Origin of the sequence: Cellulomonas sp. FA1, assembly GCF_000986825.1 — a bacterium.
In the GTDB taxonomy this organism is placed as follows: Bacteria; Actinomycetota; Actinomycetes; order Actinomycetales; family Cellulomonadaceae; genus Cellulomonas; species Cellulomonas iranensis.
Genome location: NZ_LBMY01000001.1, coordinates 3,176,095 through 3,200,122 on the forward strand (window position 1 = coordinate 3,176,095; position 24,028 = coordinate 3,200,122).

The 24,028-nt window shown below is 76.4% G+C and carries 27 protein-coding genes, 1 pseudogene and 1 riboswitch; of the genes and pseudogenes, 18 read left to right on the forward strand and 10 right to left on the reverse strand.

The window, feature by feature from the left end:
• Positions 1–214 precede the first annotated feature (214 nt).
• From GY42_RS14275 to mnhG, 6 genes are read left to right on the forward strand one after another with little or no spacing between them, the layout of a single operon-like run.
• Complete coding sequence (locus GY42_RS14275) at positions 215–3,346, forward strand: Na+/H+ antiporter subunit A (RefSeq protein WP_046529836.1); 3,132 nt, start codon at positions 215–217, stop codon at positions 3,344–3,346.
• Between the two features lie 11 nt (positions 3,347–3,357).
• Positions 3,358–3,909 (forward strand): Na(+)/H(+) antiporter subunit C, encoded by a 552-nt coding sequence (locus GY42_RS14280; protein WP_226239497.1) that lies wholly within the window; start codon positions 3,358–3,360, stop codon positions 3,907–3,909.
• On the forward strand, positions 3,906–5,483 hold the full coding sequence (locus tag GY42_RS14285; protein WP_046529837.1) for a Na+/H+ antiporter subunit D: 1,578 nt from the start codon (positions 3,906–3,908) through the stop codon (positions 5,481–5,483). The genes GY42_RS14280 and GY42_RS14285 overlap by 4 nt, the downstream gene beginning before the upstream one ends.
• On the forward strand, positions 5,480–6,055 hold the full coding sequence (locus GY42_RS14290) for a Na+/H+ antiporter subunit E (RefSeq protein WP_046529838.1): 576 nt from the start codon (positions 5,480–5,482) through the stop codon (positions 6,053–6,055). The genes GY42_RS14285 and GY42_RS14290 overlap by 4 nt, the downstream gene beginning before the upstream one ends.
• Positions 6,052–6,588, forward strand: a complete 537-nt coding sequence (locus GY42_RS14295) for a monovalent cation/H+ antiporter complex subunit F (RefSeq protein ID WP_046529839.1) — start codon at positions 6,052–6,054, stop codon at positions 6,586–6,588. The genes GY42_RS14290 and GY42_RS14295 overlap by 4 nt, the downstream gene beginning before the upstream one ends.
• Positions 6,585–6,971, forward strand: coding sequence for a monovalent cation/H(+) antiporter subunit G (mnhG, locus tag GY42_RS14300; protein WP_046529840.1), 387 nt, complete (start codon positions 6,585–6,587; stop codon positions 6,969–6,971). The genes GY42_RS14295 and mnhG overlap by 4 nt, the downstream gene beginning before the upstream one ends.
• A 24-nt stretch (positions 6,972–6,995) precedes the next feature.
• Here the strand turns inward: mnhG and GY42_RS14305 are convergent, their stop codons facing one another.
• Positions 6,996–7,265 carry a DUF4235 domain-containing protein gene (locus tag GY42_RS14305; RefSeq protein ID WP_046529841.1) on the reverse strand — a complete coding sequence of 90 codons (270 nt, stop codon included), beginning with the start codon at positions 7,263–7,265 and terminating at the stop codon, positions 6,996–6,998.
• A 128-nt stretch (positions 7,266–7,393) separates the two neighbouring features.
• A riboswitch (TPP riboswitch) is annotated at positions 7,394–7,514 on the forward strand.
• Positions 7,515–7,586: 72 nt separating this feature from the next.
• On the opposite strand from GY42_RS14305, the gene GY42_RS14310 reads away from it, so the two are divergent.
• The 4 genes from GY42_RS14310 (at position 7,587) to GY42_RS14325 (ending at position 12,424) form a co-directional block, all read left to right on the forward strand.
• Complete coding sequence (locus tag GY42_RS14310; protein ID WP_046531028.1) at positions 7,587–8,675, forward strand: thiamine ABC transporter substrate-binding protein; 1,089 nt, start codon at positions 7,587–7,589, stop codon at positions 8,673–8,675.
• Between the two features lie 16 nt (positions 8,676–8,691).
• Positions 8,692–10,410, forward strand: a complete 1,719-nt coding sequence (locus GY42_RS14315; RefSeq protein ID WP_052748409.1) for an ABC transporter permease — start codon at positions 8,692–8,694, stop codon at positions 10,408–10,410.
• Entirely contained in the window at positions 10,407–11,597 is a 1,191-nt protein-coding gene (locus GY42_RS14320) for an ABC transporter ATP-binding protein (RefSeq protein ID WP_046531030.1), read from the forward strand. The genes GY42_RS14315 and GY42_RS14320 overlap by 4 nt, the downstream gene beginning before the upstream one ends.
• Before the next feature lie 68 nt (positions 11,598–11,665).
• Positions 11,666–12,424, forward strand: a complete 759-nt coding sequence (locus tag GY42_RS14325) for an SRPBCC family protein (RefSeq protein ID WP_046529842.1) — start codon at positions 11,666–11,668, stop codon at positions 12,422–12,424.
• A gap of 263 nt (positions 12,425–12,687) precedes the next feature.
• Here GY42_RS14325 and GY42_RS14330 read toward each other — a convergent pair whose 3' ends face one another.
• Positions 12,688–13,791 carry a GNAT family N-acetyltransferase gene (locus tag GY42_RS14330; protein ID WP_046529843.1) on the reverse strand — a complete coding sequence of 368 codons (1,104 nt, stop codon included), beginning with the start codon at positions 13,789–13,791 and terminating at the stop codon, positions 12,688–12,690.
• 79 nt (positions 13,792–13,870) lie between these two features.
• Here GY42_RS14330 and GY42_RS19880 point away from each other — a divergent pair, with 79 nt between their 5' ends.
• A complete protein-coding gene (locus GY42_RS19880; RefSeq protein ID WP_046529844.1) occupies positions 13,871–14,650 on the forward strand; it encodes a hypothetical protein in 780 nt (259 codons plus the stop codon).
• Between the two features lie 112 nt (positions 14,651–14,762).
• On the opposite strand, the gene GY42_RS18340 is transcribed toward GY42_RS19880, so the two are convergent.
• The 3 genes from GY42_RS18340 to GY42_RS14355 all read right to left on the reverse strand — a co-directional run bounded on the left by GY42_RS18340 (position 14,763) and on the right by GY42_RS14355 (position 16,556).
• On the reverse strand, positions 14,763–15,383 hold the full coding sequence (locus GY42_RS18340; protein WP_152667339.1) for a hypothetical protein: 621 nt from the start codon (positions 15,381–15,383) through the stop codon (positions 14,763–14,765).
• A gap of 130 nt (positions 15,384–15,513) precedes the next feature.
• A complete protein-coding gene (locus GY42_RS14350) occupies positions 15,514–15,981 on the reverse strand; it encodes a hypothetical protein (protein ID WP_046529846.1) in 468 nt (155 codons plus the stop codon).
• Positions 15,972–16,556 (reverse strand): RNA polymerase sigma factor, encoded by a 585-nt coding sequence (locus tag GY42_RS14355; RefSeq protein WP_046529847.1) that lies wholly within the window; start codon positions 16,554–16,556, stop codon positions 15,972–15,974. The genes GY42_RS14350 and GY42_RS14355 overlap by 10 nt, the downstream gene beginning before the upstream one ends.
• Positions 16,557–16,746: 190 nt before the next feature.
• Between GY42_RS14355 and GY42_RS14360 the strand changes: the two genes are divergently transcribed.
• The 6 genes from GY42_RS14360 (at position 16,747) to GY42_RS14385 (ending at position 19,587) form a co-directional block, all read left to right on the forward strand.
• Complete coding sequence (locus tag GY42_RS14360) at positions 16,747–17,262, forward strand: Asp23/Gls24 family envelope stress response protein (protein ID WP_082131576.1); 516 nt, start codon at positions 16,747–16,749, stop codon at positions 17,260–17,262.
• Positions 17,263–17,372: 110 nt separating this feature from the next.
• Positions 17,373–17,735, forward strand: coding sequence for a hypothetical protein (locus tag GY42_RS14365; RefSeq protein ID WP_236686801.1), 363 nt, complete (start codon positions 17,373–17,375; stop codon positions 17,733–17,735).
• Between the two features lie 53 nt (positions 17,736–17,788).
• Positions 17,789–17,968, forward strand: coding sequence for a hypothetical protein (locus GY42_RS14370; protein WP_046529848.1), 180 nt, complete (start codon positions 17,789–17,791; stop codon positions 17,966–17,968).
• On the forward strand, positions 17,961–18,347 hold the full coding sequence (locus GY42_RS14375) for an Asp23/Gls24 family envelope stress response protein (protein WP_046529849.1): 387 nt from the start codon (positions 17,961–17,963) through the stop codon (positions 18,345–18,347). The genes GY42_RS14370 and GY42_RS14375 overlap by 8 nt, the downstream gene beginning before the upstream one ends.
• The gene (locus GY42_RS14380) at positions 18,344–19,012 is read left to right on the forward strand and encodes a DUF6286 domain-containing protein (RefSeq protein WP_152667340.1); all 669 of its coding nucleotides are present in this window, start codon (positions 18,344–18,346) and stop codon (positions 19,010–19,012) included. The genes GY42_RS14375 and GY42_RS14380 overlap by 4 nt, the downstream gene beginning before the upstream one ends.
• The gene (locus GY42_RS14385; RefSeq protein WP_152667341.1) at positions 19,009–19,587 is read left to right on the forward strand and encodes a hypothetical protein; all 579 of its coding nucleotides are present in this window, start codon (positions 19,009–19,011) and stop codon (positions 19,585–19,587) included. The genes GY42_RS14380 and GY42_RS14385 overlap by 4 nt, the downstream gene beginning before the upstream one ends.
• A gap of 178 nt (positions 19,588–19,765) precedes the next feature.
• On the opposite strand, the gene GY42_RS14390 is transcribed toward GY42_RS14385, so the two are convergent.
• From GY42_RS14390 to GY42_RS14400, 3 genes are all read right to left on the reverse strand, one after another.
• Positions 19,766–21,037 carry an RNA polymerase sigma factor gene (locus GY42_RS14390; RefSeq protein ID WP_046529852.1) on the reverse strand — a complete coding sequence of 424 codons (1,272 nt, stop codon included), beginning with the start codon at positions 21,035–21,037 and terminating at the stop codon, positions 19,766–19,768.
• A gap of 109 nt (positions 21,038–21,146) precedes the next feature.
• Positions 21,147–21,488 (reverse strand): YciI family protein, encoded by a 342-nt coding sequence (locus GY42_RS14395; RefSeq protein ID WP_046529853.1) that lies wholly within the window; start codon positions 21,486–21,488, stop codon positions 21,147–21,149.
• Entirely contained in the window at positions 21,485–21,883 is a 399-nt protein-coding gene (locus GY42_RS14400; RefSeq protein WP_046529854.1) for a YciI family protein, read from the reverse strand. Before GY42_RS14400 ends, GY42_RS14395 begins: the two co-directional genes overlap by 4 nt.
• A gap of 177 nt (positions 21,884–22,060) precedes the next feature.
• On the opposite strand from GY42_RS14400, the gene GY42_RS14405 reads away from it, so the two are divergent.
• On the forward strand, positions 22,061–22,621 hold the full coding sequence (locus GY42_RS14405; RefSeq protein WP_046529855.1) for a type 1 glutamine amidotransferase domain-containing protein: 561 nt from the start codon (positions 22,061–22,063) through the stop codon (positions 22,619–22,621).
• Positions 22,622–22,624: 3 nt separating this feature from the next.
• Here GY42_RS14405 and GY42_RS20045 read toward each other — a convergent pair whose 3' ends face one another.
• Both GY42_RS20045 and GY42_RS20050 read right to left on the reverse strand, forming a co-directional pair.
• Positions 22,625–23,449: an MFS transporter gene (locus GY42_RS20045; protein ID WP_201775282.1), complete on the reverse strand. Its 825-nt coding sequence runs from the start codon at positions 23,447–23,449 to the stop codon at positions 22,625–22,627.
• Positions 23,450–23,535: 86 nt separating this feature from the next.
• Positions 23,536–24,000, reverse strand: a pseudogene (locus GY42_RS20050) (MFS transporter); the annotation flags it as partial.
• Positions 24,001–24,028 lie beyond the last annotated feature (28 nt).

The following is a 24,028-nucleotide window of genomic DNA, read 5'->3' on the forward strand; positions in this document are numbered from 1 at the left end:
CCCCGTCCCCCGCACCCGACGTGACGGCCTCTGACCTGCACCGACCACCGGTCCGCGTGCAGGGACGATCTCCGCCGCGGCGGTCGCACCTTCCCACTTCCGGGTCACCCGGTCGTCGTCCGCGGCGTCGGACGGCCCCCGTGCGCCATCGTCGACGTGCGGTCAGACACCGACCACCGACCGACCACCCGCCCCCGACAGGACGGAGCCGGACGTGCTGCTGCTGCTGACGGTCCACCTCGCAGCGGCCCTCGTCGCGCCCGTGCTCTTCCACTGGTGGGGCCGGCGCGCGTTCTGGGCCCTCGCCCTCGCGCCCGCGTCCGCCGCGGTCTGGGCGCTCACCTGGACCAGCGAGGTGCAGGCCGGCAAAGGACCCGTCGAGGTCGTCGAGTGGATCCCGGCCCTCGGGCTGGACCTGAGCTTCCGCCTCGACACGCTGTCGTGGCTCATGACCCTCGTGGTCGGGGGCGTCGGCGCGCTCGTGCTCGTGTACTGCGCCGCGTACTTCTCGCCGACCGCGTCCGGGCTCGGGCGGTTCGGGGCCGTGTTCACGGCGTTCGCGGGGTCCATGCTCGGCCTCGTCACGGCCGACGACATGCTCCTGATGTTCGTGTTCTGGGAGCTCACGACCGTCACGTCGTACCTGCTCATCGGCCACTACGCCGACCGCAAGGCCAGCCGCCGCGCCGCCATGCAGGCGATCATCGTCACGACCGCGGGCGGCCTCGCGATGCTCGTCGGCGTCGTGATCCTCGGGCACGCCGCCGGCACGTACTCGCTGTCCGCGCTCATGGCCGACCCGCCGCCGGCCTCCGGCGCCGTCGTCGCCGCCGTGGTGTGCCTGCTCGCGGGCGCCGCGACCAAGTCCGCGCTCATCCCGTTCCACTTCTGGCTGCCCGCCGCGATGGCCGCGCCGACCCCCGTCAGCGCCTACCTGCACGCGGCGGCGATGGTCAAAGCGGGTGTCTACCTGGTCGCCCGGTTCGCGCCCGCCTACTCCGAGCTGCCCGCGTGGCGGTGGACCGTCGTCGTGCTCGGCGCCGGGACGCTGCTGCTCGGCGGGTACCGCGCGCTGCGCCAGCACGACCTCAAGCTCGTGCTCGCGTTCGGCACCGTCAGCCAGCTCGGCCTGATCATCCTGCTGGTCGGGCTCGGCACGCAGGCCACCGCGCTCGCGGGCCTCGCGATGCTCGGCGCGCACGCGATGTTCAAGGCCGCGCTGTTCACGGTCGTCGGCACGGTCGACGTCGCGTGCGGCACGCGCGACCTGCGGCGCCTGTCGGGTGTCGGGAAGGCGCTGCCGTGGACCGCGCTCGCGGGCGGTCTCGCGACCGCGTCGATGATCGGCCTGCCGCCGTTCGCCGGTTACGTCGCCAAGGAGGCCGGGCTCGAGGCGCTCGCGCACCTCGAGGACGGTGCGCTCGGCTGGGTCGTGCTCGCGTCGGTCGTCGTCGGCTCAGCCCTCACCGTCGCGTACGGCCTGCGCTTCTGGTGGGGCGCGTTCGCGACCAAGCCCGCGCTGGTGCCGCAGAGCGCGACGCAGGACGCGCAGGGCGTCGCGACCACGACGTCGCTCGCCGCCGGCGGCGAGGAGTCGGTCGAGCCGGCGCCCGTCACGCGCCCGTCGTTCCTGCTCACCGCGCCCGCGCTCGTGCTGTCGTTCCTGGGGCTCGCGGTCGCGCTGCTGCCGCAGCTCGGCGAGCACCTGCTCGAGCCGTACGCGGCGACGTACCCGCTCGGCGAGCCCGGGCACCTCGTGCTGTGGGGCGGGTTCGGGCTCGTGCTGTGGCTCACGGTCGGCGTCCTGGCCGTCGGCGGGCTGCTGTTCCTCGCGCGCGACAAGGTCGAGCGCTGGCAGGCGCGCGTGCCGCACGTGCTCGAGGCCGACCTCACGTACCGGCGCTCGATGCGCAAGCTCGACGACCTCGCGGCCGACGTCACGGCCGTCACGCAGCGCGGCTCGCTGCCGCTGTACCTCGGCGTCATCCTCACCACGTGGGTGCTCGCGGTCGGCACCGCGCTCGTGCGCGGGACCTCGTTCCCCGCCGCGGTGCGGCCCTGGGACTACGCCGCGCAGACCGTGTTCGCCGCCGGCACGATCGTCGCCGCGATCCTCGTCGCGCGTGCCCGCCGCCGCCTCAAGGCCGTGATCCTCGCGGGCATCAGCGGCTACGCGACCGCGGGCATGTTCCTGCTGTACGGCGCGCCCGACCTCGCGGTCACGCAGGTGCTCGTCGAGACCATCACGCTCGTCGTCTTCGTGCTCGTGCTGCGCCGCCTGCCCCCGTACTTCTCCGACCGGCCGCTCGCGGCGTCGCGCTGGGTGCGCCTCGCCGTGGGCCTCGCGGTCGGTCTCGTCGTCGCGGGCGTCGCTCTCGTCGCGCCGTCGGCCCGCGTCCACGCGCCCGTCTCGGCGGACTTCGCGACCGAGGCGTACGAGTTCGGCGGCGGCAAGAACATCGTCAACGTCACGCTCGTCGACATCCGCGCGTGGGACACCATGGGCGAGATCTCGGTGCTGCTCGTGGCCGCCACGGGCGTCGCGTCGCTCGTGTTCCTCTCGGCGCGCGGCGGTCGCATCTTCCGCGAGCGCGAGGCGCCCGCCGACCGCGCGGTGTGGGGCGGCACGGCCGACCCCATGGCCGCGCTGCGCCGCCCCGGCGACTCGGTGACGATCACGCCGCAGGGCAGCAGCGTCGGCACCAACGCCGCCGGTGCCGCGCGCGTCGGGTCGCGCGCCCGCGAGTGGCTGCGCGCCGGACGCACCCTCGCGCCGCAGCGCCGCTCGGTCATCTTCGAGGTCGTCGTGCGGCTGCTGTTCCACACGATGATCGTCTACTCGGCGTTCCTGCTGTTCAGCGGTCACAACCAGCCCGGCGGCGGGTTCGCCGCGGGCCTGGTCACGGGCATCGCGCTGGCCGTGCGGTACCTCGCGGGCGGGCGCTACGAGCTCGGCGAGGCCGCACCCGTGCAGCCTGGCGTGCTGCTCGGCACGGGCCTGTTCCTGTCCGCCGGTGCGGGCCTCGCGGCGTTCCTCGTCGGCGGGTCCGTGCTGGAGTCCTGGATCCTGCACTTCCACCTGCCGGTCTGGGGCGACGTCAAGTTCGTCACGAGCCTGTTCTTCGACGTCGGGGTGTACCTCGTGGTCGTCGGCCTCGTGCTCGACATCCTGCGCAGCCTCGGCGCCGAGATCGACCGGCGTGCCGAGTCCGGCGAGGACGACGTCGCGGACGACGCGGTCGGGGGCGACGACCAGCTCGCGCTCGCGCGCGGCCGCACCGCCGCCGTCCAGGCGTCCGCCGTGCCGCGAGACCTGGGCGGCGACGCCGAGGGGGTGGTCCCGTGACCGACGTCGTCATGAGCCCGAACATCGTGTTCGTCGTGACCATCGCGGCGCTGTTCACCGTCGGCACGTACCTCGTGCTCGAGCGCAGCCTCACGCGCATCCTGCTCGGCATCGTCCTGCTGGGGAACGGTACGAACCTGCTGATCCTCGTGGCCGGCGGCGCCGCGGGCGCACCCCCGCTCATCGGCGTGCAGTCCGACCGGCCCATGAGCGACCCGCTGCCGCAGGCGCTCATCCTCACGGCCATCGTCATCACGCTCGGCCTCACCGCGTTCCTGCTGGCCATGGCCTACCGCTCGTGGCAGCTGCACCGCCACGACGAGGTGCAGGACGACGTCGAGGACCGCCGCATCGTGCGGCTCGCCGCGATCGACGAGCGCGCGTTCGAGGACGACGACACCGAGTCGGGCGGCGAGACGCTCGACGAGGAGGCCGCGACCACGCGCGACGAGATGGACGAGGGCCTCGCCTTCGAGGACGTGCACGCCGAACCGGCGCCCGACCACCCGGGCCGCGCCGCGCGCCCGAGCACGACCACGACCGACGGGGAGGAGGGCCGATGACCGACTGGAGCTGGCTCGTCCCGCTGCCCGTCGTGCTGCCGCTGTCGGGCGCGGGGCTGACCCTCGCGCTCTACCGTCGACCGCGCGTGCAGCGCGTCGTGTCGCTCGTGACCCTGACGCTCGTCGCCGTGGTCGCGGCCGCGCTGCTCGTGCTCGCCGACGCCGGGCCCGTCGTCGTCGAGATCGGCGACTGGGCGGCGCCCGTCGGCATCAACCTCGTCGCCGACCGGCTGTCGGCGCTCATGCTGACCGTGTCGTCGGTCGTGATCCTGTGCGTGCTGATCTACTCGCTGGCCCAGGGCCGCGAGGACGGCGAGCGCTTCGCGCCGATCTCGATCTTCCACCCCACGTACCTCGTGCTGTCGGCGGGCGTCGCCAACGCGTTCCTCTCGGGCGACCTGTTCAACATCTACGTCGGGTTCGAGATCCTGCTCGCGGCGTCGTACGTGCTCATCACGCTGTCCGGCACGACCGAGCGCATCCGCGCGGGCACGATCTACGTGGTCGTCGCGATCCTGTCCTCGATCCTGTTCCTCGTCGCGATCGCCGGCGTCTACGCCGCGACCGGCACCGTGAACCTCGCGCAGCTCGCGCTGCGCCTGCCCGAGATCGACCCCGGCGTGCGGCTCGTGCTGCAGTCCATGCTGCTGCTCGCGTTCGGCATCAAGGCGGCCGTGTTCCCGCTGTCCGCGTGGCTGCCGGACTCCTACCCGACCGCGCCCGCACCCGTCACCGCGGTGTTCGCAGGCCTGCTCACCAAGGTCGGCGTCTACGCGATCATCCGCACGCAGACCCTGCTGTTCCCCGGCGGGCAGCTCGACGACGTGCTCATGTGGGTGGCCCTGGCGACCATGCTCGTCGGCATCCTCGGCGCGGTCGCGCAGGACGACGTCAAACGACTCCTGTCGTTCACGCTCGTCAGCCACATCGGGTACATGGTGTTCGGCGTCGCGCTGGGCTCCCAGCACGGCTGGACCGCCGCGATCTACTACGTCGCGCACCACATCACCGTGCAGACCGCGCTGTTCCTCGTCGTCGGCCTCGTCGAACGCTTCGGCGGGACGACGTCGCTCGACCGGCTCGGCGGGCTGGCGAAGATGGCCCCGGTGCTCGCGATCCTGTTCTTCGTGCCCGCGATGAACCTCGGCGGCATCCCGCCGTTCTCCGGGTTCCTCGGCAAGGTCGGGCTGCTCGAGGCCGGCGTCGAGCTCGGCACGCCGCTCGCGTACGCGCTCGTCGTCGGGTCCGTCGTGACGTCGCTGCTCACGCTGTACGCGCTCATCAAGGCGTGGAACAAGGCGTTCTGGCAGACGCCGCCCGAGCCGCTGCCCGCGCACCGCGTGCCGCTGCTCATGGTCGTGCCCACCGCCGCGCTCGTCGTCGTGAGCCTCGCGCTCACCGTCTTCGCCGGCCCGCTGTACGGCTACACCGAGCGCGCCGCGCAGACCCTGTCCGACCGCACGTACGTCCAGGCCGTGCTGCCGGACGGGCAGCGCGGCGAGGGCGAGTCGCAGCGCGCCGCCGACGAGGACGTGGAGGCCGGCACGGCCCCGCAGGACGGGGGTGAGGGATGAGCCTGCACCCGCGCCGCACCGGCTGGCGCTTCCAGTGGGTGACGATCCTGTGGCTCACCGCCGTGTGGGTCCTGCTGTGGGGCGACGTCTCGTGGGGCAACGTCGTCAACGGCGCGCTGCTCGGCGTGCTCGTCACCACCGGGCTGCGCATGACGCCCGTCGACTTCCACGGCCGCGTGCACCCCGCCGCGCTCGCCGTGCTCCTCGGGCGGTTCGCGCTCGACCTGGTGCGCGCGTCGTTCGAGGTCAGCCTCGTCGCGCTGCGCCCCCGGTACACGCCCCGCGGCGCCGTGATCTGCGTGCAGCTGCGCAGCCACTCCGACCTGTACCTCACGCTCACGGCCGAGCTCGTGTCGCTCGTGCCCGGCTCGATCATCGTCGAGGCGCACCGGCTCACCGGCCGGCTGTACGTCCACGTGCTCGACGTCGAGACCAGCGGCGGCATCGAGAAGGCCCGCCAGAACGTCCTCGACCAGGAGGCCCGCGTGCTGCGTGCGCTCGGATCCGACGCCGAGCTCGCCGAGGCGGGCCTGAGCCGCAGCCGACGCGCGCGGGAGGTGGCGGCCCGATGACCGTGTTCGACGTCGTCGTCCTCGTGTGCGCCGCGCTGCTCACCGTCGGAGCGACCCTCGCCGTGATCCGCGCCGAGCGCGGCCCGTCGATGCTCGACCGCACCATCGCGCTCGACATCGTCGTCACCACCGTGATCGCGGGCGTCGCGCTCTACGCCGCGGTGTTCCGCCGCGCGGACGTCGTGCCGCTGCTCGTCGTGCTGTCGCTCGTGGGGTTCGTCGGGTCGGTGACCGTCGCGCGGTTCGCGGCCGTCGAGCCCGAGGGCGAGGGACGCGTGCGCACGCGCGAGGAGGTCGCCGCCGAGGAGGCCGAGAAGCGCCGCCTCGAGCAGGAGGAGCTGGCCGAGCGCCGCGCGCGCCGCCGCGCCGCGCTCGAGGCCGCGCGGGACGCGGTGCCGGCCGCGGCGACGGGGCCGGACCGCGACGCGTCGGAGCCGGCGACCGAGCCCGTGCCCGAGAGCGCGCGCGACACCGTCGAGGACGAGCCCGACCCCGAGCACCACGGCGGGCCGGCGGACGAGGAGACGCGATGACCCAGGACCAGTGGACCACCGTCGCCGACGTCGTCTCGGCGGTGTGCCTGCTCGGCGGCGCGTTCTTCGCGCTCGCGGCCGGCGTCGGCGCGCTGCGGTTCCCCGACCTGCTGTCCCGCATGCACGCGGCGACCAAGCCGCAGGTGCTCGGGCTCGTGCTCGTGCTCGTCGGCCTCGCGCTGCGGCTGCGCGAGGGCGGCGCGGTGTGGGCGCTCGTGCTCGTCGCGGTGTTCCAGATGCTCACGGCGCCCGTCGCGGCGCACATGGTCGGCCGTGCCGGGTTCCGCACGGGCAAGGTCCGGCAGGACCTGCTCGTCGTCGACGAGCTGTCCCGCGACCTGGCGGCGACGCGTCAGACGGACGAGGGCGGCCGCCCGGACTGACCCGCGACGCCCGCCCGCGCGACGTCAGCGGGAGATGCGCCCCGCGAACTTCGCCGTGCCGCGCGTCGCGATCACGCGCGACAGCGCGACCGCGGCACCCGTGATGACCGCCGCGAGGGCGACCTCGCTGAACTTCACGTCCTCCGCGGTCGAGTCGGCCTGCGGCGGCTTGTGGCCCTTGGCCTTCTGCCACACCGAGTCGATGATCTTCTGCACCAGCCACGCAGCACCCAGGGCCACGCCCGCACCGACGATCTTCGCGACCATCGACTGCTTCTGCTCGTCGTCCGACATGTGCGCCTCCTGTGCTCGTCCGCGTGCCCGGGCGCCGCGCGGTGCGCGTGCCCTCGCCTGCACGGACGCTACCCGGCCCGGACCCTGGGCACAGTTCGGGGCGCCCACGTGGCGGGGCTAGGATCGTGCGCGAACGACAGGGGAGCGTCCGTCCCGCGTGCGGGGCGAGGACGCTGAGAGTGCGGACCACCGCAGACCCTCGAACCTGATCCGGTTGATACCGGCGTAGGGAGTCGGGCTTTCTCTCCTCCCGCGGTCGGCGTGCCCGCGCGGCACGACGAGCGCTGGACCCCTCCGACGACGACGGAGGAGCACCACCACATGACGACCCACCGCGGCCCTCGTGCCGCACTGGCCGCCGCGACCACCCTCGTGGCCCTCACCGCCTGCTCGGCCCTGGGGACGGGCGACGCGGCCACGCCCGACGCGACCGGCGGCGCGTCCGGCGGCACCGTGACCCTCGTGACGCACGAGTCGTTCGGGCTGTCCGACGGGCTGCTGGAGAAGTTCGAGCAGGACAGCGGGCTGACCGTCCAGGTCGTGCAGCAGGCCGACGCGGGCGCGCTCGTCAACCAGCTCGTCCTCACCAAGGACGCGCCGCTGGGCGACCTCGTGTACGGCATCGACAACGCGTTCGCGTCGCGCGCGCTCGACGAGGGCGTCGTCGTCCCCGCCGACGTCACGGCACCCGCGGCGGCCGACGCGCAGACGTACGCCGTGCCGGGCGACGACGACGGCGCGCTCACCGCGATCGACCTGTCCGACGTGTGCCTCAACGTCGACTCGACGTGGTTCGCCGACAAGGGCGTGACGCCGCCGACGACGCTCGAGTCGCTGCTCGACCCGGCCTACCGCGACCTCGTCGTCGTGCCGGACCCCGTGACGTCGTCGCCCGGGCTGGCGTTCCTGCTGGCGACCGTCGGGGCGTTCGGCGAGGACGGCTGGGCCGGCTACTGGGCGGGCCTGCGCGACAACGGCCTCAAGGTCGCCGACGGCTGGTCCGACGCGTACTACACGGACTTCTCCGGGGCCGGTGGCGACGGGCCGCGGCCGGTCGTGCTGTCGTACGCGTCGTCGCCGCCCGTGACGGTCCCCGAGGGCGGGGACACGCCGCGCACCGCCGCGCTGCTCGACACGTGCTTCCGCCAGGTCGAGTACGCGGGCGTGCTCGCGGGCGCGAAGAACCCCGAGGGCGCTGCGCAGCTGCTCGACTTCCTGCTGTCCGACGACGTCCAGGCCGACATCCCCGGCTCGATGTACATGTACCCCGTGAGCTCGTCGGTCGACCTGCCCGACGACTGGGCGCGGTGGGCGCCGCTGGCCGAGAAGCCGTTCGAGGTCGCGCCCGCCGACATCGCGGAGCACCGCGAGGAGTGGCTCAGCACGTGGTCCGACACGGTCATCGGCTGACCGGGCGGCCCACGACGTGACGACGACGCTCGCGCGCGGACCCGCCCCGACGGCCCCGGCCGCGGGGCGGGCCGCGCGCGTGCGCACCGCCCTCGCGTGGGGCGCGGCCGTCGCCGTGCCCGTGCTGTTCCTCGGCGTGTTCTTCGTGCAGCCCGTCGCGGAGATCGTGGGCCGCGGGTTCGTCACCGACGGGCGCCTCGACCTGTCGGGGTTCGCCGAGGTGTTCGCGCGGCCCCGCACGTGGCGCGTCGTCGGGCAGACCCTCGCGCAGGCCGCGCTCGGCACGGCGGGCGCCGTGCTGCTGGGCGTGCCCGGCGCGTACGTGCTCTACCGGTGCCGGTTCCCCGGGCGCGGCGCGCTGCGCGCGTTCGTCACCGTGCCGTTCGTGCTGCCGACCGTCGTGGTCGGCGTGGCCTTCCGGTCGCTGCTCGTCGACGGCGGCCTGCTGGGCGGGCTCGGCCTCGACGGCACGGTCACCGCGGTCGTGCTCGCGCTCGTGTTCTTCAACTACGCGGTCGTCGTGCGGACCGTCGGCGGCATGTGGGAGCGCCTCGACGAGCGCACCGAGCAGGCCGCACGCGCGCTCGGCGCGTCGCCGTGGCGCGTCCTGACCACCGTCACGCTGCCCGCGCTCGGCCCCGCGATCGCGTCCGCCGCGTCCCTCGTGTTCCTGTTCTGCGCGACCGCGTTCGGCACCGTGCTGGTGCTCGGCGGGCGCCGGTACGGCACGGTCGAGACCGAGATCTGGATCCAGACCACGCAGTTCCTCGACCTGCGCGCGGCGGCCGTGCTGTCGGTCGTGCAGCTCGTCGTCGTCGCCGCGGCCCTGACCGTGGCCGGGCGGGCGCGGGCCCGCACCGAGCGCGCGCTGAGCGTCGGCGGGCCCGCCGCGGCGCACCCCGTGCGGCTGCGCGAGCCGCTCGACGCCGTCGCCGTCGCCGTCACCGCCGTCGCGGTGCTCGGGCTGCTCGCGCTGCCGCTGGTCAACCTCGTGGTCCGCTCGCTGCGCACGCCGCGCGGCTGGGGCCTCGACAACTACGCCGCGCTCGCGGTGCCGCAGGACACGCTCGCGGTGAGCGCCTGGCACGCGGCCAGCACGTCGCTGCGCACGGCCACCGACGCGACCGTGATCGCGCTGGTGGTCGGGGGGCTCGTCGCGCTCGTGGTGTCGCGGCGCCCGCGCGGCACGGCCGCGCGGCGCGCCGTCGGGGGGCTCGACGCGCTGTTCATGCTGCCGCTGGGGGTGTCCGCCGTGACCGTCGGGTTCGGGTTCCTCGTCGCGATGGACGCACCGCTCGGCCTGCCCGTCGACCTGCGCACGTCACCCGCGCTCGTCGCGGTCGCGCAGGCCGTCGTCGCCGTGCCGCTCGTCGTGCGGACCGTGCTGCCCGTGCTGCGCGCGATCGACCCGCGGCAGCGCGAGGTCGCCGCGACGCTCGGCGCCCCGCCCGGGCGCGTGCTGCGGACCGTCGACCTCGCGGTCGCCGCGCGGGCCGTGGGCCTCGCCCTCGGGTTCGCGTTCGCGGCGTCCCTCGGGGAGTTCGGGGCCACGTCGTTCCTCGCACGCCCGCAGGAGCCGACGCTGCCCGTCGTGATCTTCCGGCTGCTGGGACGCCCCGGCGCCGAGAACTACGGTGCGGCGCTCGCCGCGTCGGTGCTGCTGGCCGCGCTGACGGCGGGCATCGTGGCGGTGTGCGAGCGGCTGCGCCGCCCGGGGATCGGAGGTGCGTGGTGAGCGACGGGCTGCAGGTCGCCGACGTCGTCGTGCGGTACCCGGGCGCGGAGCGCGCCGCGGTCGACGGCGTCGACCTGGCCGTGCCCACCGGGGAGGTCGTCGCGCTGCTCGGCCCGTCCGGCTGCGGCAAGTCCTCGCTGCTGCGGGCCGTCGCGGGCCTCGAGCCGCTGGCCGGCGGCGACGTCGCGTGGGACGGCGTGCCGGTCACCGGCGTGCCCGTGCACCGCCGCGGGTTCGGGCTGCTGTTCCAGGACGGTCAGCTGTTCGCGCACCGCGACGTCGCGGGCAACGTCGCGTACGGGCTGCCCGCGGGCGTGCGCCGCGACCGGGCGGCGCGCACGGCGCGCGTCGCCGAGCTGCTCGACCTCGTGGGGCTGCCCGGCACGCAGCGGCGCGACGTCGCGACCCTGTCGGGCGGCGAGCGGCAGCGCGTCGCGCTCGCCCGCGCGCTCGCGCCCCGACCCCGGCTGCTGCTGCTCGACGAGCCGCTGTCCGCGCTCGACCGCGGCCTGCGCGAGCGGCTCGCGCTCGACCTGCGCGACGTGCTCGTGGCGACCGCGACCACGGCGCTGTTCGTCACGCACGACCAGGACGAGGCGTTCGCCGTCGCCGACCGGGTCGCCGTCATGGACGCCGGGCGCCTGCTGCAGGTCGCGTCGCCCGCCGACCTGTGGGCGCGGCCCGCGTCGCGGCGCGTCGCCGAGTTCCTCGGGTACGAGGCGTTCGTGCCCGTGCCCGCGGCGGGGGACGCCGTGCCGCCCGCCGTCGCCGCGCTCGTCGGGGCCGCGCGCGCCGCCGGGGTCGCCCTGCTGCCCGCCGGGGGCGTGCTCGCGCTCGCGGCGGGTGCGTTCGTCGTCGTCCCGGGCGGCGAGGGCGCCGAGCGCGGGGGAGCCGACCACGCGGCCGGTGCCGCGGCCGACGGCCCGGGGTCCGGCGGCACGGTGCCCGGCGCAGCGTCCCGGTCCGCCGTCGGGGGGCCCGCCAGCGACGACCGACACCATGCCGGTGCCGCGGTCGACGGGCGGGTCGAGGTCGTGCGGTCGCGGCGGGGGCGGACCGAGGTGGTCGTCGACGTCGCCGGCGTGGGCCGTGTGAGTGCGCTCGCACCCGCGGGCTGGACGTGCGCGGCGGGTGAACGCGTCGCCCTGCGGGTCGACGCCGCTGCGGTCGCGGGCCTGCCGGGCTAACGTCGCGGGTACGGGTCGTCGACGCCCCGTCGGACCCGCAGGCCGCCGTGGAACCGAGGTGAGCAGCCATGATGCTCGATCGTCGTGAGGTCGTCTCCGTGGACGTCGACGCACCCGCCGCCATCGTGTGGGCGCACCTGCGCGACCCCGACCTCATCGCGCGGTGGTTCGGCTGGGACTCCGACACGCTCGACGCCGAGATCCGGCAGATCTTCCGCGGGGCCGTGCACGAGCACGAGGAGCACGCCGACGGCGTCGCGACCCGGACGCTCGAGCTCGGGCACCACGACCGGATCGTCGTCACGACGCGCGACGACACGCCCCGCCGCTCGCACGTCGCGCTCACGCGCCGCAGCCACGCCGGGCTCGCCCCGTTCGACGGCGTGTTCGACGAGATCGACGAGGGCTGGACGCAGTTCCTCCAGCAGCTCGCGTTCGCGCTCGACGTGCACCTCGGGCAGGACCGCGTGACGCTCTCGGCGCACGGCCTGGACGCGGGCGACCGCAGCGACCCGCTGCTGTTCCGTGCCGGGCTGCACGGGATCCGCGGCCTGCCGGTCGGCGGGCACGTCGAGGTCGTGCGGCCCGACGGCTCCCGGCTCGGCGGGACGCTGCGCTACCGCGGCGAGCACCAGGTGGGCATCCACCTGCACGGCATCGCCGAGTCGCTGCTCGTGCTCGTGATGCGGCCCGCCGCCGCGCACCCGCCGCACGGCACGATCGACGCGACCCTGTCGACGTACGGCCTCGACGACGAGGTGCTCGCCGAGGCCCGCCGCCGGTGGGCCGGCTGGTGGGGCGCCCCGCAGCGAGCCGCGGTGCTCTGACCCGGGTCGTCCGCAGCGCGTGGCGCCCACTGGTCACTTCGGTGCACCCGGTGGCGACCACTGGTCACTTCGGGAGCGGATGTCCTGCCTGGGGTGCCCCGAAGTGACCAGTGGCGGTGCTGGGTGAGTCGCGCGTGGGTCGGGTGGCGGTGGGTCGGGTGGTGCGGTGGGTCGGGTGGTGGTGGGCCGGGGGTGGCTCGGGGGCGACTGCGCCGGGGGCGTGAGCGTGGGTTGCGAGCGCCGGTGGTCAGACCGGGTTCGCCTCAGAGGGGGAGCTGCCAGACGCCCGTGCCGCCCGCCGGGCGGAAGCCCAGCGCGACGTTGATCGCGAGCATCCAGCGGTTCTCCTCGGCGTTCCACGTGCTGATGCGGCGGACCTGCGGGCGGCGCGCGACGAGCGCCTGCAGCTGGACGGCCTTGGCGAGCATGCCGAGGCGGCGGCCGCGGTGCTCGCGCAGCACGAGCGTGTCCTCCTGCCACACGAAGTCCTGCGTGTGCGGCGGCATCATGAAGCCCGAGTACGCGACCAGCCGCCCCGACGGCACGTGCTCGACCGCCGTCGTCAGCCGGTGCTCGTCGCGCTCGGTGTACTCCGCGTCGAGCGCGCGCACGCGCGCGGCGTCCCAGCACTCCTCCTCGACCGCGAGCCCGCCCGTCGGCTCGTCGGTGCTCATGCGCGTGCGCAGCTCGGCCATCGCGTCGAGCCACGCGTCGGGCGTCGCGTCGTCCCACGTCACGGTGCGGTAGTCGGGCCCCGCGGCGGCGACGGCAGCGGCCCGGTGCGCCGCGAGCGCCGCGGCGTCGACCGGCAGCGTGAGCCGCGAGTGCCGGGCCACCTGCTCGAGCCGCCAGCCGCGCGCGAGCGCGAACCGCACGCCCGCGTCGTCGGCGGACACCCGGCCCTCCCCCGTCGGGGCGGCGAGCGTGCCCGGGCCGGGCGCGGGCTCGGTGGCCTGGTCGGTCTCGGCCATCAGGTGCGTGCGGCCGGCGGCGCGCGCCGCGTCGAGCGCGGCCGCGTGCAGCGCCGCGCCGACCCCCGTCGCGCGGTGCTCGGGCCTCACCCCCACCTCGAGCCACCCGGTGTGGGTGTTGTCCCGCTGCGGCAGGTCCAGGCACGCGAACCCGATCACGGCGGCCGGGTCGGCGATGTCGGCGACGGCGTCCACCGCGAGCAGCCGGACGCGCCGCTGGTACTCCTGGTGCTGCAGCCGGGACAGCGACCGGCGCGCCGTCGTCGTGAAGTCGTCGGTGCCCCACGTCGCGCGCACGACCGCGTTCTGGGCGTCGACGAGCCCGTGCAGCAGCGCCGCGTCGGGGGCGTCGAGCGACGACGGTACGGGCAGCTCCAGCACGGTCCACGAGGTCATGCGTCCACGATCCATCGCGGCGCGTCTCACGTCGACGTGTTTGCCGCCCGCACCGGACCCCGGGCCCTAGCCTGCTCGGATGCCGTGGTGGGAGATCGTCGGGTGGGTCGGCTCGGTCCTCGTCGTGCTCTCGCTCATGCAGGCGCGGGTGTGGCGGTTCCGCGTGATGAACCTCGTCGGCGCGGTCCTCGCGACCACGTACAACGCGGTCTTCGGCATCTGGGCGTTCGCGGCCATGAACGGCGCGATCGCGGTGATCGACGTCTACTGGCTGTGGCGCCTGCGCCGCGAGCGTTCCGACGCCGCGGTGTACGCCGTGGTCGAGGTCGCGCGCGACGACGCCTACCTGCGGCACGTGCTCGCGGTGCACGCCGACGACGTCGCGCGGCACCGCACCGTGCCCGCCGTCGGTGCGTCCGTACCGGGCGCGTCTGCATCCGGCGCGCCCGCCTCCGGTTCGTCAGCATCCGGTTCGTCCACACCCGGTTCGTCCGCACCCGGGCTGCCCGCACCCGTCGCCCCCGTGGCCGGCGCGCAGGTGCCCGACCCCTCGACGCCCGGCACCCCCGGCGACGAGCTCGCGTTCCTCGTCGTGCGCGGCGACGAGACGGTCGGCGTCGTGCTCGTGCGCGACGACGGCGACGGCACGGGCGTCGTCGCGCTGGACTGGGTGACCCCGCGGTTCCGGGACTTCACGCCCGGTGAGTTCGTGTACCGGCACTCCGACGTGTTCGCGGCGCACGGGCTGCGCCGGCTCGTCGTGCCGACCGCCCCGCCGGGTGCGATCGCGTACCTCGAGCGCGTCGGCTTCCGCGCGCAGGCCGACGGCGCGTGGGTGCGCGAGGTCGCCGCGGCCTGACCGCGTGGGTCGTGCGGGCGGGGGTGCGCGCCGTCGCCCGGCGCGGCGTCGTGCGCGGCGACCGGCGCCGCCGGACGTGCGCGGTGCGTCTGCCCGTGACGTGCGGGGTGCGTCAGCCCGCGACCTGCGCGGGCGTCGTGCCGGTGAGTCGCGCGACGAGCCGGACCGCCGCGTCCCACGACCGCGCGTAGTGCTGCGGGTCGGCGTTGCGCTGCACGGCGTGCGCGACGAGCGTCGGCGCCATCGTGTCCCGCCCGTCGACGCGCTGCAGCGCGCGGAAGAAGCTCTGCGCCGACGCGGTCGGGTCCATGCGCTCGGCGTACGTGCCCCACGCGCCGTTGTCGCGCTGCTGGAACAGGCCGCGGCTGTCCGGCCCGGCGGCGTCGCCGTGGTCGACGACGCGCAGCGACGACTCGCCGATCGCCGTCATGACGCCGATCGCCTGGTCCCGCAGCGACAGGCCCATGCCGCGCCCGGCCGCGACGACCGCGGCCGCGTTGCCGACCTGCTCGGGCGTGAAGCCGTCGACCGCGGGCAGCGTGCCGGTGGGTGCCGCGCCCGTGGTGCGCTCGGTGCCGGCGACCTCCGCGGCCAGCGCGGCCGCGAACGCGGTGCCGGTGGCGGAGGGCGTGGCGACGGACGTCGTGGGCGGCGGTGTCCGGGCAGCGCCGACCGTCGCGATGGCCTGCTCGATCGCGGCCATGCGCGCGGTGATCGCCTGCACGCCCTGCACGCCCACCTCCCGTCCCCTGCCCATCGGTGGCGGCCCCGCGGGCCTGAGCGGTCGGGCGCAGACGGTCGGCCGCGCGGACGGTCGGCCGCCGCACGCTCGGCGTCACGGCGTCGACGGCAGGCCGTCGGGGTCAGGTGCGGTGGACGTCGGTGACCAGCAGGTCGACGCGCACGACCTCGTCGGGCAGGTCGGCGTCGCCGAGCACGTCGCGCAGGTGCGCGGCCACGGTGCGCCGCACGTCGTCGGCCAGCGGCTCGAGCGGCTGCAGGTACGCGGCCGAGACGTCGACGACCGCCTCCTCGAGCACGTCGTCGGGCCCGGTGCGCAGCGCGAGCCGACGCAGCCGGACGCGCGGGTCCGGGTCGAGCAGCGCGCGGACCGACGTGCGCAGGACGTCGGCCGCGACCACGTACTCGCCCTCGGCGTGACGCCCCCGCACGGGCTGCGACGGCCGGACCGCGCGCAGCGCGGACGCGAGCACGCGCGGCGCGACCGACACCCAGCCGTCGTCGGTGTGGGTGCGCAGCTGCGCCGTCGCGAGGTCGAGCAGGTCGTCGCCGGGCGTGCGGCGCGTGCCGTCGCCGTCGTTCACCGCCATGTCTCGAACCTCCTCCCGAGCGTCCTGCGGGCCCGTTCCAGCAGCCCCCGGACCGCCGCGTGCGTCGTGCCCAGCACCTGCGCGGCGTCCGCGTACGGCATGCCCTCGACCTCGACCAGGAGCCACGCCGCGCGCTGCAGGCCCGGCAGGTCCGCGAGCGCGAGGTCGAGCGCGGCGCGCAGGTCGGTCGCGAGCAAGTGTTCCACCGGGTCGTCGCCGGCGGGAGCCGGGTCGGTGCGCTCGTCGTCCGGGTCGGTCGTCACGGGGACGGGGGTGCGGGTGCGCGTGCGGGCCGCGCGGCGCACGCAGTTGGCCTGGATGCCGAACAGCCAGGTCCGCACGCTCGACGCGCCGCGGAACCCTTCGGCGCCGAGCCACGCGGCGGTCAGCGCGTCCTGCACGGCGTCCTCGGCGTCGGGCGCGGAGCCGAGCATCCGGCGCGCGTAGCGGTAGAGCGCGGCGCCGTGGCGCGCGACGAGCTCGGCGAACGCGGCGTGGTCGCCGAGGCCCGCGCGCGCGACGAGCTCGTCGTCGGGGACGGGCGCGTCCGGGGGTGCCGGGACGGCCGGTGTCATCGCGCGCTCCGGTGGCGGATCGCACCAGGAGAGGTGTGATGGAGATCACAGCAGGTCGACCGTGACGTCGACGCGGCAACGGGCACTCACCCAGTGTCGGCGCACCACGCCCCCGCGGCGCGGCGAGCGCACGGCACCCGACCGGCACCACCGGGCCGCAGCCAGCGGCACGCCCAGCACAGGAGGAACGATGACCGAGCAGACCAGCACGCCGACGTCGACCACCACGAGCACCCCGAGCCCCGCGAACCGCGGCCCGCGCGGCGGCAACACCGCGCTCGGCGGCGGCGTCGCGAGCTCGACCCCGCTGCAGACCGAGCACGGCACCACGACGATCGCCGACGGCGTCGTCGCCAAGATCGCCGGCATCGCCGCGGGCGACGTCGCGGGTGTGTACGCCCTCGGCGGCGGCGCGGCCCGTGCGTTCGGCGCGCTGCGCGAGCGCATCCCCGGCGGCACGACCAACCACGCGCAGGGCATCAGCGTCGAGGTCGGCGAGCAGGAGGCCGCGATCGACGTCGACCTCGTCGCCGAGTACGGCGTGTCCGTGGTCGACCTCGCCGAGGGCGTGCGCCGCAACATCATCACGTCCGTCGAGCGCATGACCGGGCTGCGCGTGATCGAGGTCAACATCACGGTCAACGACGTGCACCTGCCGCAGGACGACCCGCAGCCCGAGCCCGAGCCGCAGCCCCGCGTGGCATGAGCACCGACCGACCGGACGCCCCGCCCCGGGTCGTCCCCCCGGGCGGGGCGGACGTCGGCCCTCGGTCGACGCCCGCCACCGCCGGGTCGCCCGATGCGGCCGGGGCACGCGTGCCCGGCGCACCGCCCGTTCCGGTCGCGCCGCGCGATCCGGCCTGGGCACCCGTCCCCGTCGCGCCGCCCGCCCCCGTCGACCCGCCCGACCCTGCCGAGCTCGCCGCCACGGCCGCGCTCGCGGTGCCCGGCGTCACCGGCCTGCACCCCGGGCCGTTCGGCGAGATCGGCACCTACCTGCCCGGCCGTCGCGTCGCCGGCGTCCGCGTCCGCACCACCCCCGACGGCACGTCCACCGAGGTCCACGTGGTGCTGCGGCTCGGCACCGACCTGCGGGCCACCGCGGGCGCCGTGCACGCGGCCGTCCGCGCCGCCGTCGGCGGCGACGTCCACGTCGTCGTCGACGACCTCTCCCCCTGACGCGCAGCGCGACCCCGCCCCGCGCGCCCCACCCCGCACCCGAGGAGAACCCCATGTCCCTGTCCCTCGCCGGCCTGCTGACCGGTCTGCTGCTCGCGCTCGCCGCCGTCGCCGGCGGGTTCACGGGCTTCCTGCTCGCGCTCGTGCTCGGCGCCCTGGGCTGGGTCGTGGGTGCCGCGCTCGAGGGCCGGGTGGACCTGACGACGTTCACGAACGGCCGGCGCCGTGGCTGACGTCGCCCTCGCGCCCACGCCTGCCGAGGCACCGCCCGACCCCGGCACGCGCGGCACCCTCACGGTCGCCGACCGCGCCGTGCAGCGCGTCGCCGCCGTCGCCGCCGCGCGGGTCCCCGGCGTCGCGCGCACCACGGCCGGCGGGCTGCTGGGCCGCGACCTGCCGCACGCGTCCGCGCACGTCGTGGGCACGCGCGCACAGGTCGAGGTCGACGTCGCGCTCGTCTGGCCCGCACCCGCTGCCGCCACCGCGCGTTCCGTGCGCGAGGCCGTCGCCGCGGCGGTCGAGCGGTTCGCGGGCGTCCCCACCGACCGTGTCGACGTCCGCGTCGTCGCCGTCACCGACCCGTCCGACGCACCCCGGGAGCGTGTGCGATGACCACCGAGACCCCCGTTCCCCGCACCGGTGCGCACGTCGCCCCGGTGGCACCCCCGCTGTCCGGCACCGCGACGCCCGCCGACCGACCCGACCACACCACGCCCCACCGGCCCGTGCCGTACGCACCGCCCCGTCCCGCCGGGACGCTCGCGTGGCTCGGCCCGCTGCTCACGGTCGTCGTGCTCGCGGTCGCCGTCGTGCTCGTCCACGACGGCCTCGTCGCCCTCGGCGCGGCGCCCGGCACGTCGTGGGTCGCGGACGCCGGTGCCGGGCTCGGCACGCTCCGACCCACGTGGCCCGTCGCGCTCGTCGGGCTCGTCGTCGCGCTCGCGGGGCTGCGGCTCGTCGTCGCCGCGCTCACGCCGCGCCGTCGCCCCGGCCTGCCGCTGACGGCGGGCGCCGGGCAGCACGTGCGGGGCCAGGACGTCGCGCGGCTCGCGTCGGCTGCCGCCGCCCGCGTCGACGGCGTGCTCGACGTCAGCAGCACGTGGGGGCGGCGCGCCGTGACCGTCACCGCGACGACCGACGGCGACCCCGCGCTCGAGGCGCGCATCGCCGTCGCGGTCACGCAGCGGCTCACGGCGCTGACCGACCCGCCGCGCGTCGTCGTCCGCACGCGCCGCGCCCGGACCGAGGACGCCGAGACCCGTGGAGGTGCGCGATGACCCGCCGTGTGCGCGGCCTGGACCGCGCGGTCGCCCTGCTGCTGGGCGTCGTGCTGCTCATGGTCGGCGTGGCCGCGGTGCTGTGGTGGACGGGCACGCTGGCCCGCCTGTGGCCCGGCGCGCCGACCGCGCTCGAGCCGGCCCGCGCCGCGGACGTCACCGGGGCCTCCTGGTTCGGGGCAGCGGCCACCGCGAGCGGCGTCGTGCTTGGCGCCTTCGCGCTGTGGTGGCTGCTCGCGCACCTCGGCACGCCGCGCGTGCGGGAGCTGCCGCTCGCCGGGTCCGACGCGTCCGGCCGGCTCGTGCTCGACGTCGCGCCGCTCGCCGCGCAGGTCGCCGAGCAGGCGCGCCGCGTTCCCGGCGTGCTCGGCGCCCGCGCGGTCGTGGACCACGAGGGCGGGCGGCACGTGCTGGTCAGCACGCTGCGGGTCGACCCCGAGGCCGACCTCGACGCGCTGTCCCGGGACGTCGCCGACCTCGTGGCGCGCACGCGCGACGTCACGGGCCTCGACGACCTCGCGGCCCGCACCCGGCTCGCGGTCCAGCGCCGCACGCGCGGCCCCCGCGTCCGCTGACCCGCCGGCCGGCGCTCCTCGCGTGCGCCGACCCGGCTGGCCTTGGCACCCCACCCCCACCGGCGGCCACCCCTCGCCGACGGACACCGGCACGGCTCGACGGACAGGCGCGTGCCGCTGTCCGTCGACCGTACGGCTGTCCGTCGCGGTGGGGGTGGGTGCGGTGCGCTCGCGCCCGTCAGGGCTCGCGGGTGCGGGCCTCGGCCAGGCGGCGCTGCAGGTGGTCGCGCTCGGCGGCGTCGGGGACGAGGTCGAGCGCGCGCTCGAGCTCGGTGACGGCCTCGGGGTGGCGGCCCGCGCGCAGCAGGAGCTCGCCGCGCACCGCCGGGAGCCGGTGGTGGCGCGGCAGCGCGTCGTCCAGTCCCTCGAGCACGGCGAGGCCCGCGTCCGGCCCGGCGGCCTCGGCGACCGCGACCGCGCGCGCCAGGCGCACCACGGGCGACCCGGTGCGTGCCTCGAGCAGCGCGTAGAGGCCGGCGACGACGTCCCACCGGGTGTCCGCCGCGGTCCGCGCGGTCGCGTGCTCGGCGGCCACGAGCGCCTGCAGCCGGTGGTCCTCGGCCAGGCCGTCGAGCGGCGGCAGCGCGCGCAGCAGCGCGACGCCCTCGGCGATCTCGGCCGCGTGCCAGCGCGCGCGGTCCTGGTCGGGCAGCAGCACCAGGCGGCCCGCGTCGTCGACGCGCGCGTCGCGGCGCGAGTGCTGCAGCAGCACCAGCGCGAGCAGCGCGCGCACGCGCGGCGACCCGCCCAGCAGCCCGTCGAGCTCGCGCACGAGCCGCACGGCCTCGTCGGCGAGGTCGACGCGCAGCCCCCCGGGCACGTCGGCGGGCTGGTACCCGGCCGTGAACAGCAGGTACAGCACGGTCGTCACGGCGTCGAGACGCTCGTCGAGCCGGTCGCGCGGCGGCACGACGAACGGCACGCCGGTCTCCGCGAGACGACGCTTGGCGCGCGTGAGCCGTGCCGACATCGCGGTGTGCTGCACGAGCTGCAGCCGTGCGATGTCCGCGGTCGAGAGCCCGACGACGAACCGCAGCGTCATCGCGACCCGGTCGGCCGGTGCGAGCGCCGGGTGGCAGCACGTCAGCACGAGCCGCAGCTGCTCGTCCGCGACGTGCGCGCCGGGGTCGTGCGCCGCCGCCGCGAGCGCGCGCATCTCGTCGTCGACCACGAGCAGCGGCTCCTTGCGGCGGTGCAGCGCGCGGGCGCGCAGCCGGTCGACGACGCGGCGGCGGGCCGCGGTCAGCAGCCACGCGCCGGGGTTGGCCGGCACGCCGTCGCGCGGCCACGTGCGCGCCGCGGCCTCGAACGCGTCGCCGGCCGCGTCCTCGGCGAGGTCGGGGCTCGCGTACTGCGCGACGAGCAGCGCGACGACGTGCGACCAGTGCGCGCGCCACGCGTCGGCGACGGCTGACGCGACCGGGTCCGCCGCGTCCTCGTGCGCGGTCACCGCGGGTTCACCGGGCAGCGCCCGTCGCGGGTGCGCCGGCGGGTGGCGGGTGCGCCGGCCGCGTGCCCGCGCGGGGCACGGGCCGGCGCACCGACCGGGTGACGGGCGGTCATGCCTCGGCGACCTCGCGCACCTCGACCGTGTACTCCGGCAGGTGCCGCAGCGTCGCCAGCAGCGTGTCCGCGTCGGGCGCGTCGACCAGGTAGAACCCCCCGAGCTGCTCGGCCGTCTCGGCGAACGGCCCGTCGGTGACGGTGACGTCGTCGCCGACGCGGCGGTGCGTGCGCGCCGCGGCGACGCCCACGAGCGCCTCGCCGGCCACGACGGTCACGCCCGCGGTGCGCAGCGCGCCGTCGAACGCCGCGTGCTGCGCGTGGTACCGCGCGCGCTCGGCGTCGTCGGCGCGCCGCCACACGTCCTCGTCCTGGTACAGCAGGACGACGAACCTCATACGACGGCGCCGGCCTGCGCGGCGGTCGCCTCGTCGCCCGCGCCGTGCGTGACGACGGCCCGCAGCTCGAGCGTCCCGCCGCCGACCTCGTCCATGACCAGCGGGGCCGCGAGCCGCAGCAGGCCCTCGGGGTCGGACGTGCGGACCAGGTAGAACCCGCCGAGCTGCTCGGTGAGCTCGGCGAACGGTCCGTCGGTGACCTCGGACCCGCCCGCGCCGACGCGCAGCACGCGCGCGGTCGTGGGGCTCGTGAGCTCCTCGCCGCCGAGGATCTCGTGGCCCCGCGCCGCGCACTCCTGCGCGAACCGCTCGTGCGCGGCGTACGCGGCCGCGAGGTCGTCGCACGCGTCGGGGTCGCCCCAGAGCAGGAGCGTGTAGGTCGTGGGGGTCGTCATGTCGTCCTCCGTGGTCCGGGGCACCCACTGTGCCCGCTCGCCCCCATGACGCGCGAGGGTCCCCGATTTCGACAGCCCCGACCTTCGCGCTCCCGGCGTGCGGGGGTGCGGGCCCCCTGCCTACCGTGGCGGCGGCCCGGGCGACCCCCGGGTCACCCGAACCGAGGGAGGCACACCATGTCCGACGCGGACCTCACCGGCCGCCGCGTGCTGGCCGTCGTCACCAACTACGGGGTCGAGCAGGACGAGCTCGTCGTGCCCGTCGAGCACCTGCGGGGCGCGGGCGCCACGGTCGACGTCGCGGCGGTCGACGACGCGCCCGTCGAGACGCTCGTCGGCGACAAGGACCCCGGTCGCACCGTCCAGCCGACCACCACGCTCGGCCAGGTCGACGCGTCCGGCTACGACCTGCTGCTCGTGCCCGGCGGCACGCTCAACGCCGACAGCCTGCGCCTGCAGGACGACGCGGTGCGGCTGGTCGGCGCGTTCGCGCAGGCCGGGCGGCCGGTCGCGGCGATCTGCCACGGCCCGTGGCTGCTGGTCGAGGCGGGTCTCGTGCAGGGCAAGCGGCTCACGTCGTACCCGTCGCTCACCACGGACGTGCGCAACGCGGGCGGCACGTGGGTCGACGAGGAGGTCGTGGCCGACGACGCGCAGGGCTTCCGGCTCGTCACGTCCCGCACGCCCGACGACCTCGACGCGTTCCTGCGAGAGGTCGACGCGGCGCTCACGGCCTGACGCTCACGGCCTGACGTCGGGCGGCCCGTCGGCCTCGTCGGCCGGCGGGCCGTCGTCGTGCCGCCCGTGGTCGGTCGGACCGTCGTCGGTCGGGCCGTCGTCCGTCGGCTCGTCGTCCGGGCCTCGCACGCCGTCCTCCTGCGCGGCCCGTTCGGCGGCGACCAGCGCGCCCTCGCCGACCCGCGGCAGCAGCACGACGAGCCCGGCGGCCACGACCCCGCCGACGACGAACACCCAGCGCAGGCCCCACGTCTCGCCGATCAGCCCGCCGAGCGCGGCGCCGAGCGGCATGGTGCCCCACGCGAGCAGCCGGTAGGCGCTGTTGACGCGGCCCAGCAGGTGGTCGGGCGTGAGGCGCTGGCGCAGCGACACCGTCACGACGTTCCACAGCGCGATGCCGAACCCGGCGACGGTGTTGGCGGCGCCGACGAGCAGCGGGTCGGTCGTCACGGCCGGTGCGGCCAGGCACAGCGCGGACCCGACGACGCTGACGCCGAGCGTCGCGGTGCGTCCGAGCCGCGCGGTGACGGGCCCGGCGACGAGCGAGCCGCCCACCGCGCCGACCGCGAGCCACATCAGCAGCACGCCGTACTGCGCCTCGGTGAGCCCCATCGCGGACCCCGCCCCCACGGCCCACAGCACGAACACCGCCGACACGGCCGACATCGCGAGGTTGGTCACCCCGACCATGACCGCGAGCGTGCGCAGCACGGGGCGCCGCCACAGGAACCGCAGGCCCTCGCCGATGTCGCGCCGCAGCGTGGTGCGCGGTGCGTCGACCGCGCGGGGCGCGCGGAACGAGCCACGCACCTGCAGCAGCGCGAGCACGGCCAGCGCCCACAGCCCCGCGGGGCCCCGAGCGCGACCGCCGCGCCGACGCCCACGAGCACCCCGCCCAGCGGCGGCCCGGCGAACGCGTTGGTGGTCAGCTCGGCGGCGTGCAGGCGCCCGTTCGCGGCGGGCAGCGCGTCGCGCCCGACGACCTGCGGCAGCACCGACTGCGCCGTGGTGTCCCGGAACACCTCGGCGACGCCGACGAGCACGGCCGCGGCGTACAGCGCGGCCATCGACCCGCCGCCCGTGAGCGTCACGACCGTGAGCAGCGCGACGACGACCGCGCGCGCGACGTCCGCCACGACGAGCGTCGCCCGCCGGTCCCACCGGTCCACGAGCGCACCGGCGGGCAGCGCGACGACGAGCCACGGCAGCGACAGCGCGAGCGACAGCCCCGCGACCGCCGCGGGCGACGTCGTGAACCCGAGCGCGACCAGCGGCAGCGCGGTCTTCAGCACGCCGTCGGCGAGGTTCGACGCCGCCGACGACGTCCACAGCCACCAGAAGGCGCGGGGGAGTCGCGCGGGTGCGGTCACGTGCCGCACGCTAGCAACGGCGCCCGGCGACGGTCCG

Coding starts and splice junctions, on each gene's coding strand:
- GY42_RS14280 (WP_226239497.1), top strand. CDS start 3,358: ATGAGCCCGAACATCGTGTTCGTCGTGACCATCGCGGCGCTGTTCACC.
- GY42_RS14285 (WP_046529837.1), top strand. CDS start 3,906: ATGACCGACTGGAGCTGGCTCGTCCCGCTGCCCGTCGTGCTGCCGCTG.
- GY42_RS14290 (WP_046529838.1), top strand. CDS start 5,480: ATGAGCCTGCACCCGCGCCGCACCGGCTGGCGCTTCCAGTGGGTGACG.
- GY42_RS14295 (WP_046529839.1), top strand. CDS start 6,052: ATGACCGTGTTCGACGTCGTCGTCCTCGTGTGCGCCGCGCTGCTCACC.
- mnhG (WP_046529840.1), top strand. CDS start 6,585: ATGACCCAGGACCAGTGGACCACCGTCGCCGACGTCGTCTCGGCGGTG.
- GY42_RS14305 (WP_046529841.1), bottom strand. CDS start 7,265: ATGTCGGACGACGAGCAGAAGCAGTCGATGGTCGCGAAGATCGTCGGT.
- GY42_RS14310 (WP_046531028.1), top strand. CDS start 7,587: ATGACGACCCACCGCGGCCCTCGTGCCGCACTGGCCGCCGCGACCACC.
- GY42_RS14325 (WP_046529842.1), top strand. CDS start 11,666: ATGATGCTCGATCGTCGTGAGGTCGTCTCCGTGGACGTCGACGCACCC.
- GY42_RS14330 (WP_046529843.1), bottom strand. CDS start 13,791: ATGACCTCGTGGACCGTGCTGGAGCTGCCCGTACCGTCGTCGCTCGAC.
- GY42_RS19880 (WP_046529844.1), top strand. CDS start 13,871: ATGCCGTGGTGGGAGATCGTCGGGTGGGTCGGCTCGGTCCTCGTCGTG.
- GY42_RS14350 (WP_046529846.1), bottom strand. CDS start 15,981: ATGGCGGTGAACGACGGCGACGGCACGCGCCGCACGCCCGGCGACGAC.
- GY42_RS14355 (WP_046529847.1), bottom strand. CDS start 16,556: ATGACACCGGCCGTCCCGGCACCCCCGGACGCGCCCGTCCCCGACGAC.
- GY42_RS14360 (WP_082131576.1), top strand. CDS start 16,747: ATGACCGAGCAGACCAGCACGCCGACGTCGACCACCACGAGCACCCCG.
- GY42_RS14370 (WP_046529848.1), top strand. CDS start 17,789: ATGTCCCTGTCCCTCGCCGGCCTGCTGACCGGTCTGCTGCTCGCGCTC.
- GY42_RS14380 (WP_152667340.1), top strand. CDS start 18,344: ATGACCACCGAGACCCCCGTTCCCCGCACCGGTGCGCACGTCGCCCCG.
- GY42_RS14385 (WP_152667341.1), top strand. CDS start 19,009: ATGACCCGCCGTGTGCGCGGCCTGGACCGCGCGGTCGCCCTGCTGCTG.
- GY42_RS14395 (WP_046529853.1), bottom strand. CDS start 21,488: ATGAGGTTCGTCGTCCTGCTGTACCAGGACGAGGACGTGTGGCGGCGC.
- GY42_RS14400 (WP_046529854.1), bottom strand. CDS start 21,883: ATGACGACCCCCACGACCTACACGCTCCTGCTCTGGGGCGACCCCGAC.
- GY42_RS14405 (WP_046529855.1), top strand. CDS start 22,061: ATGTCCGACGCGGACCTCACCGGCCGCCGCGTGCTGGCCGTCGTCACC.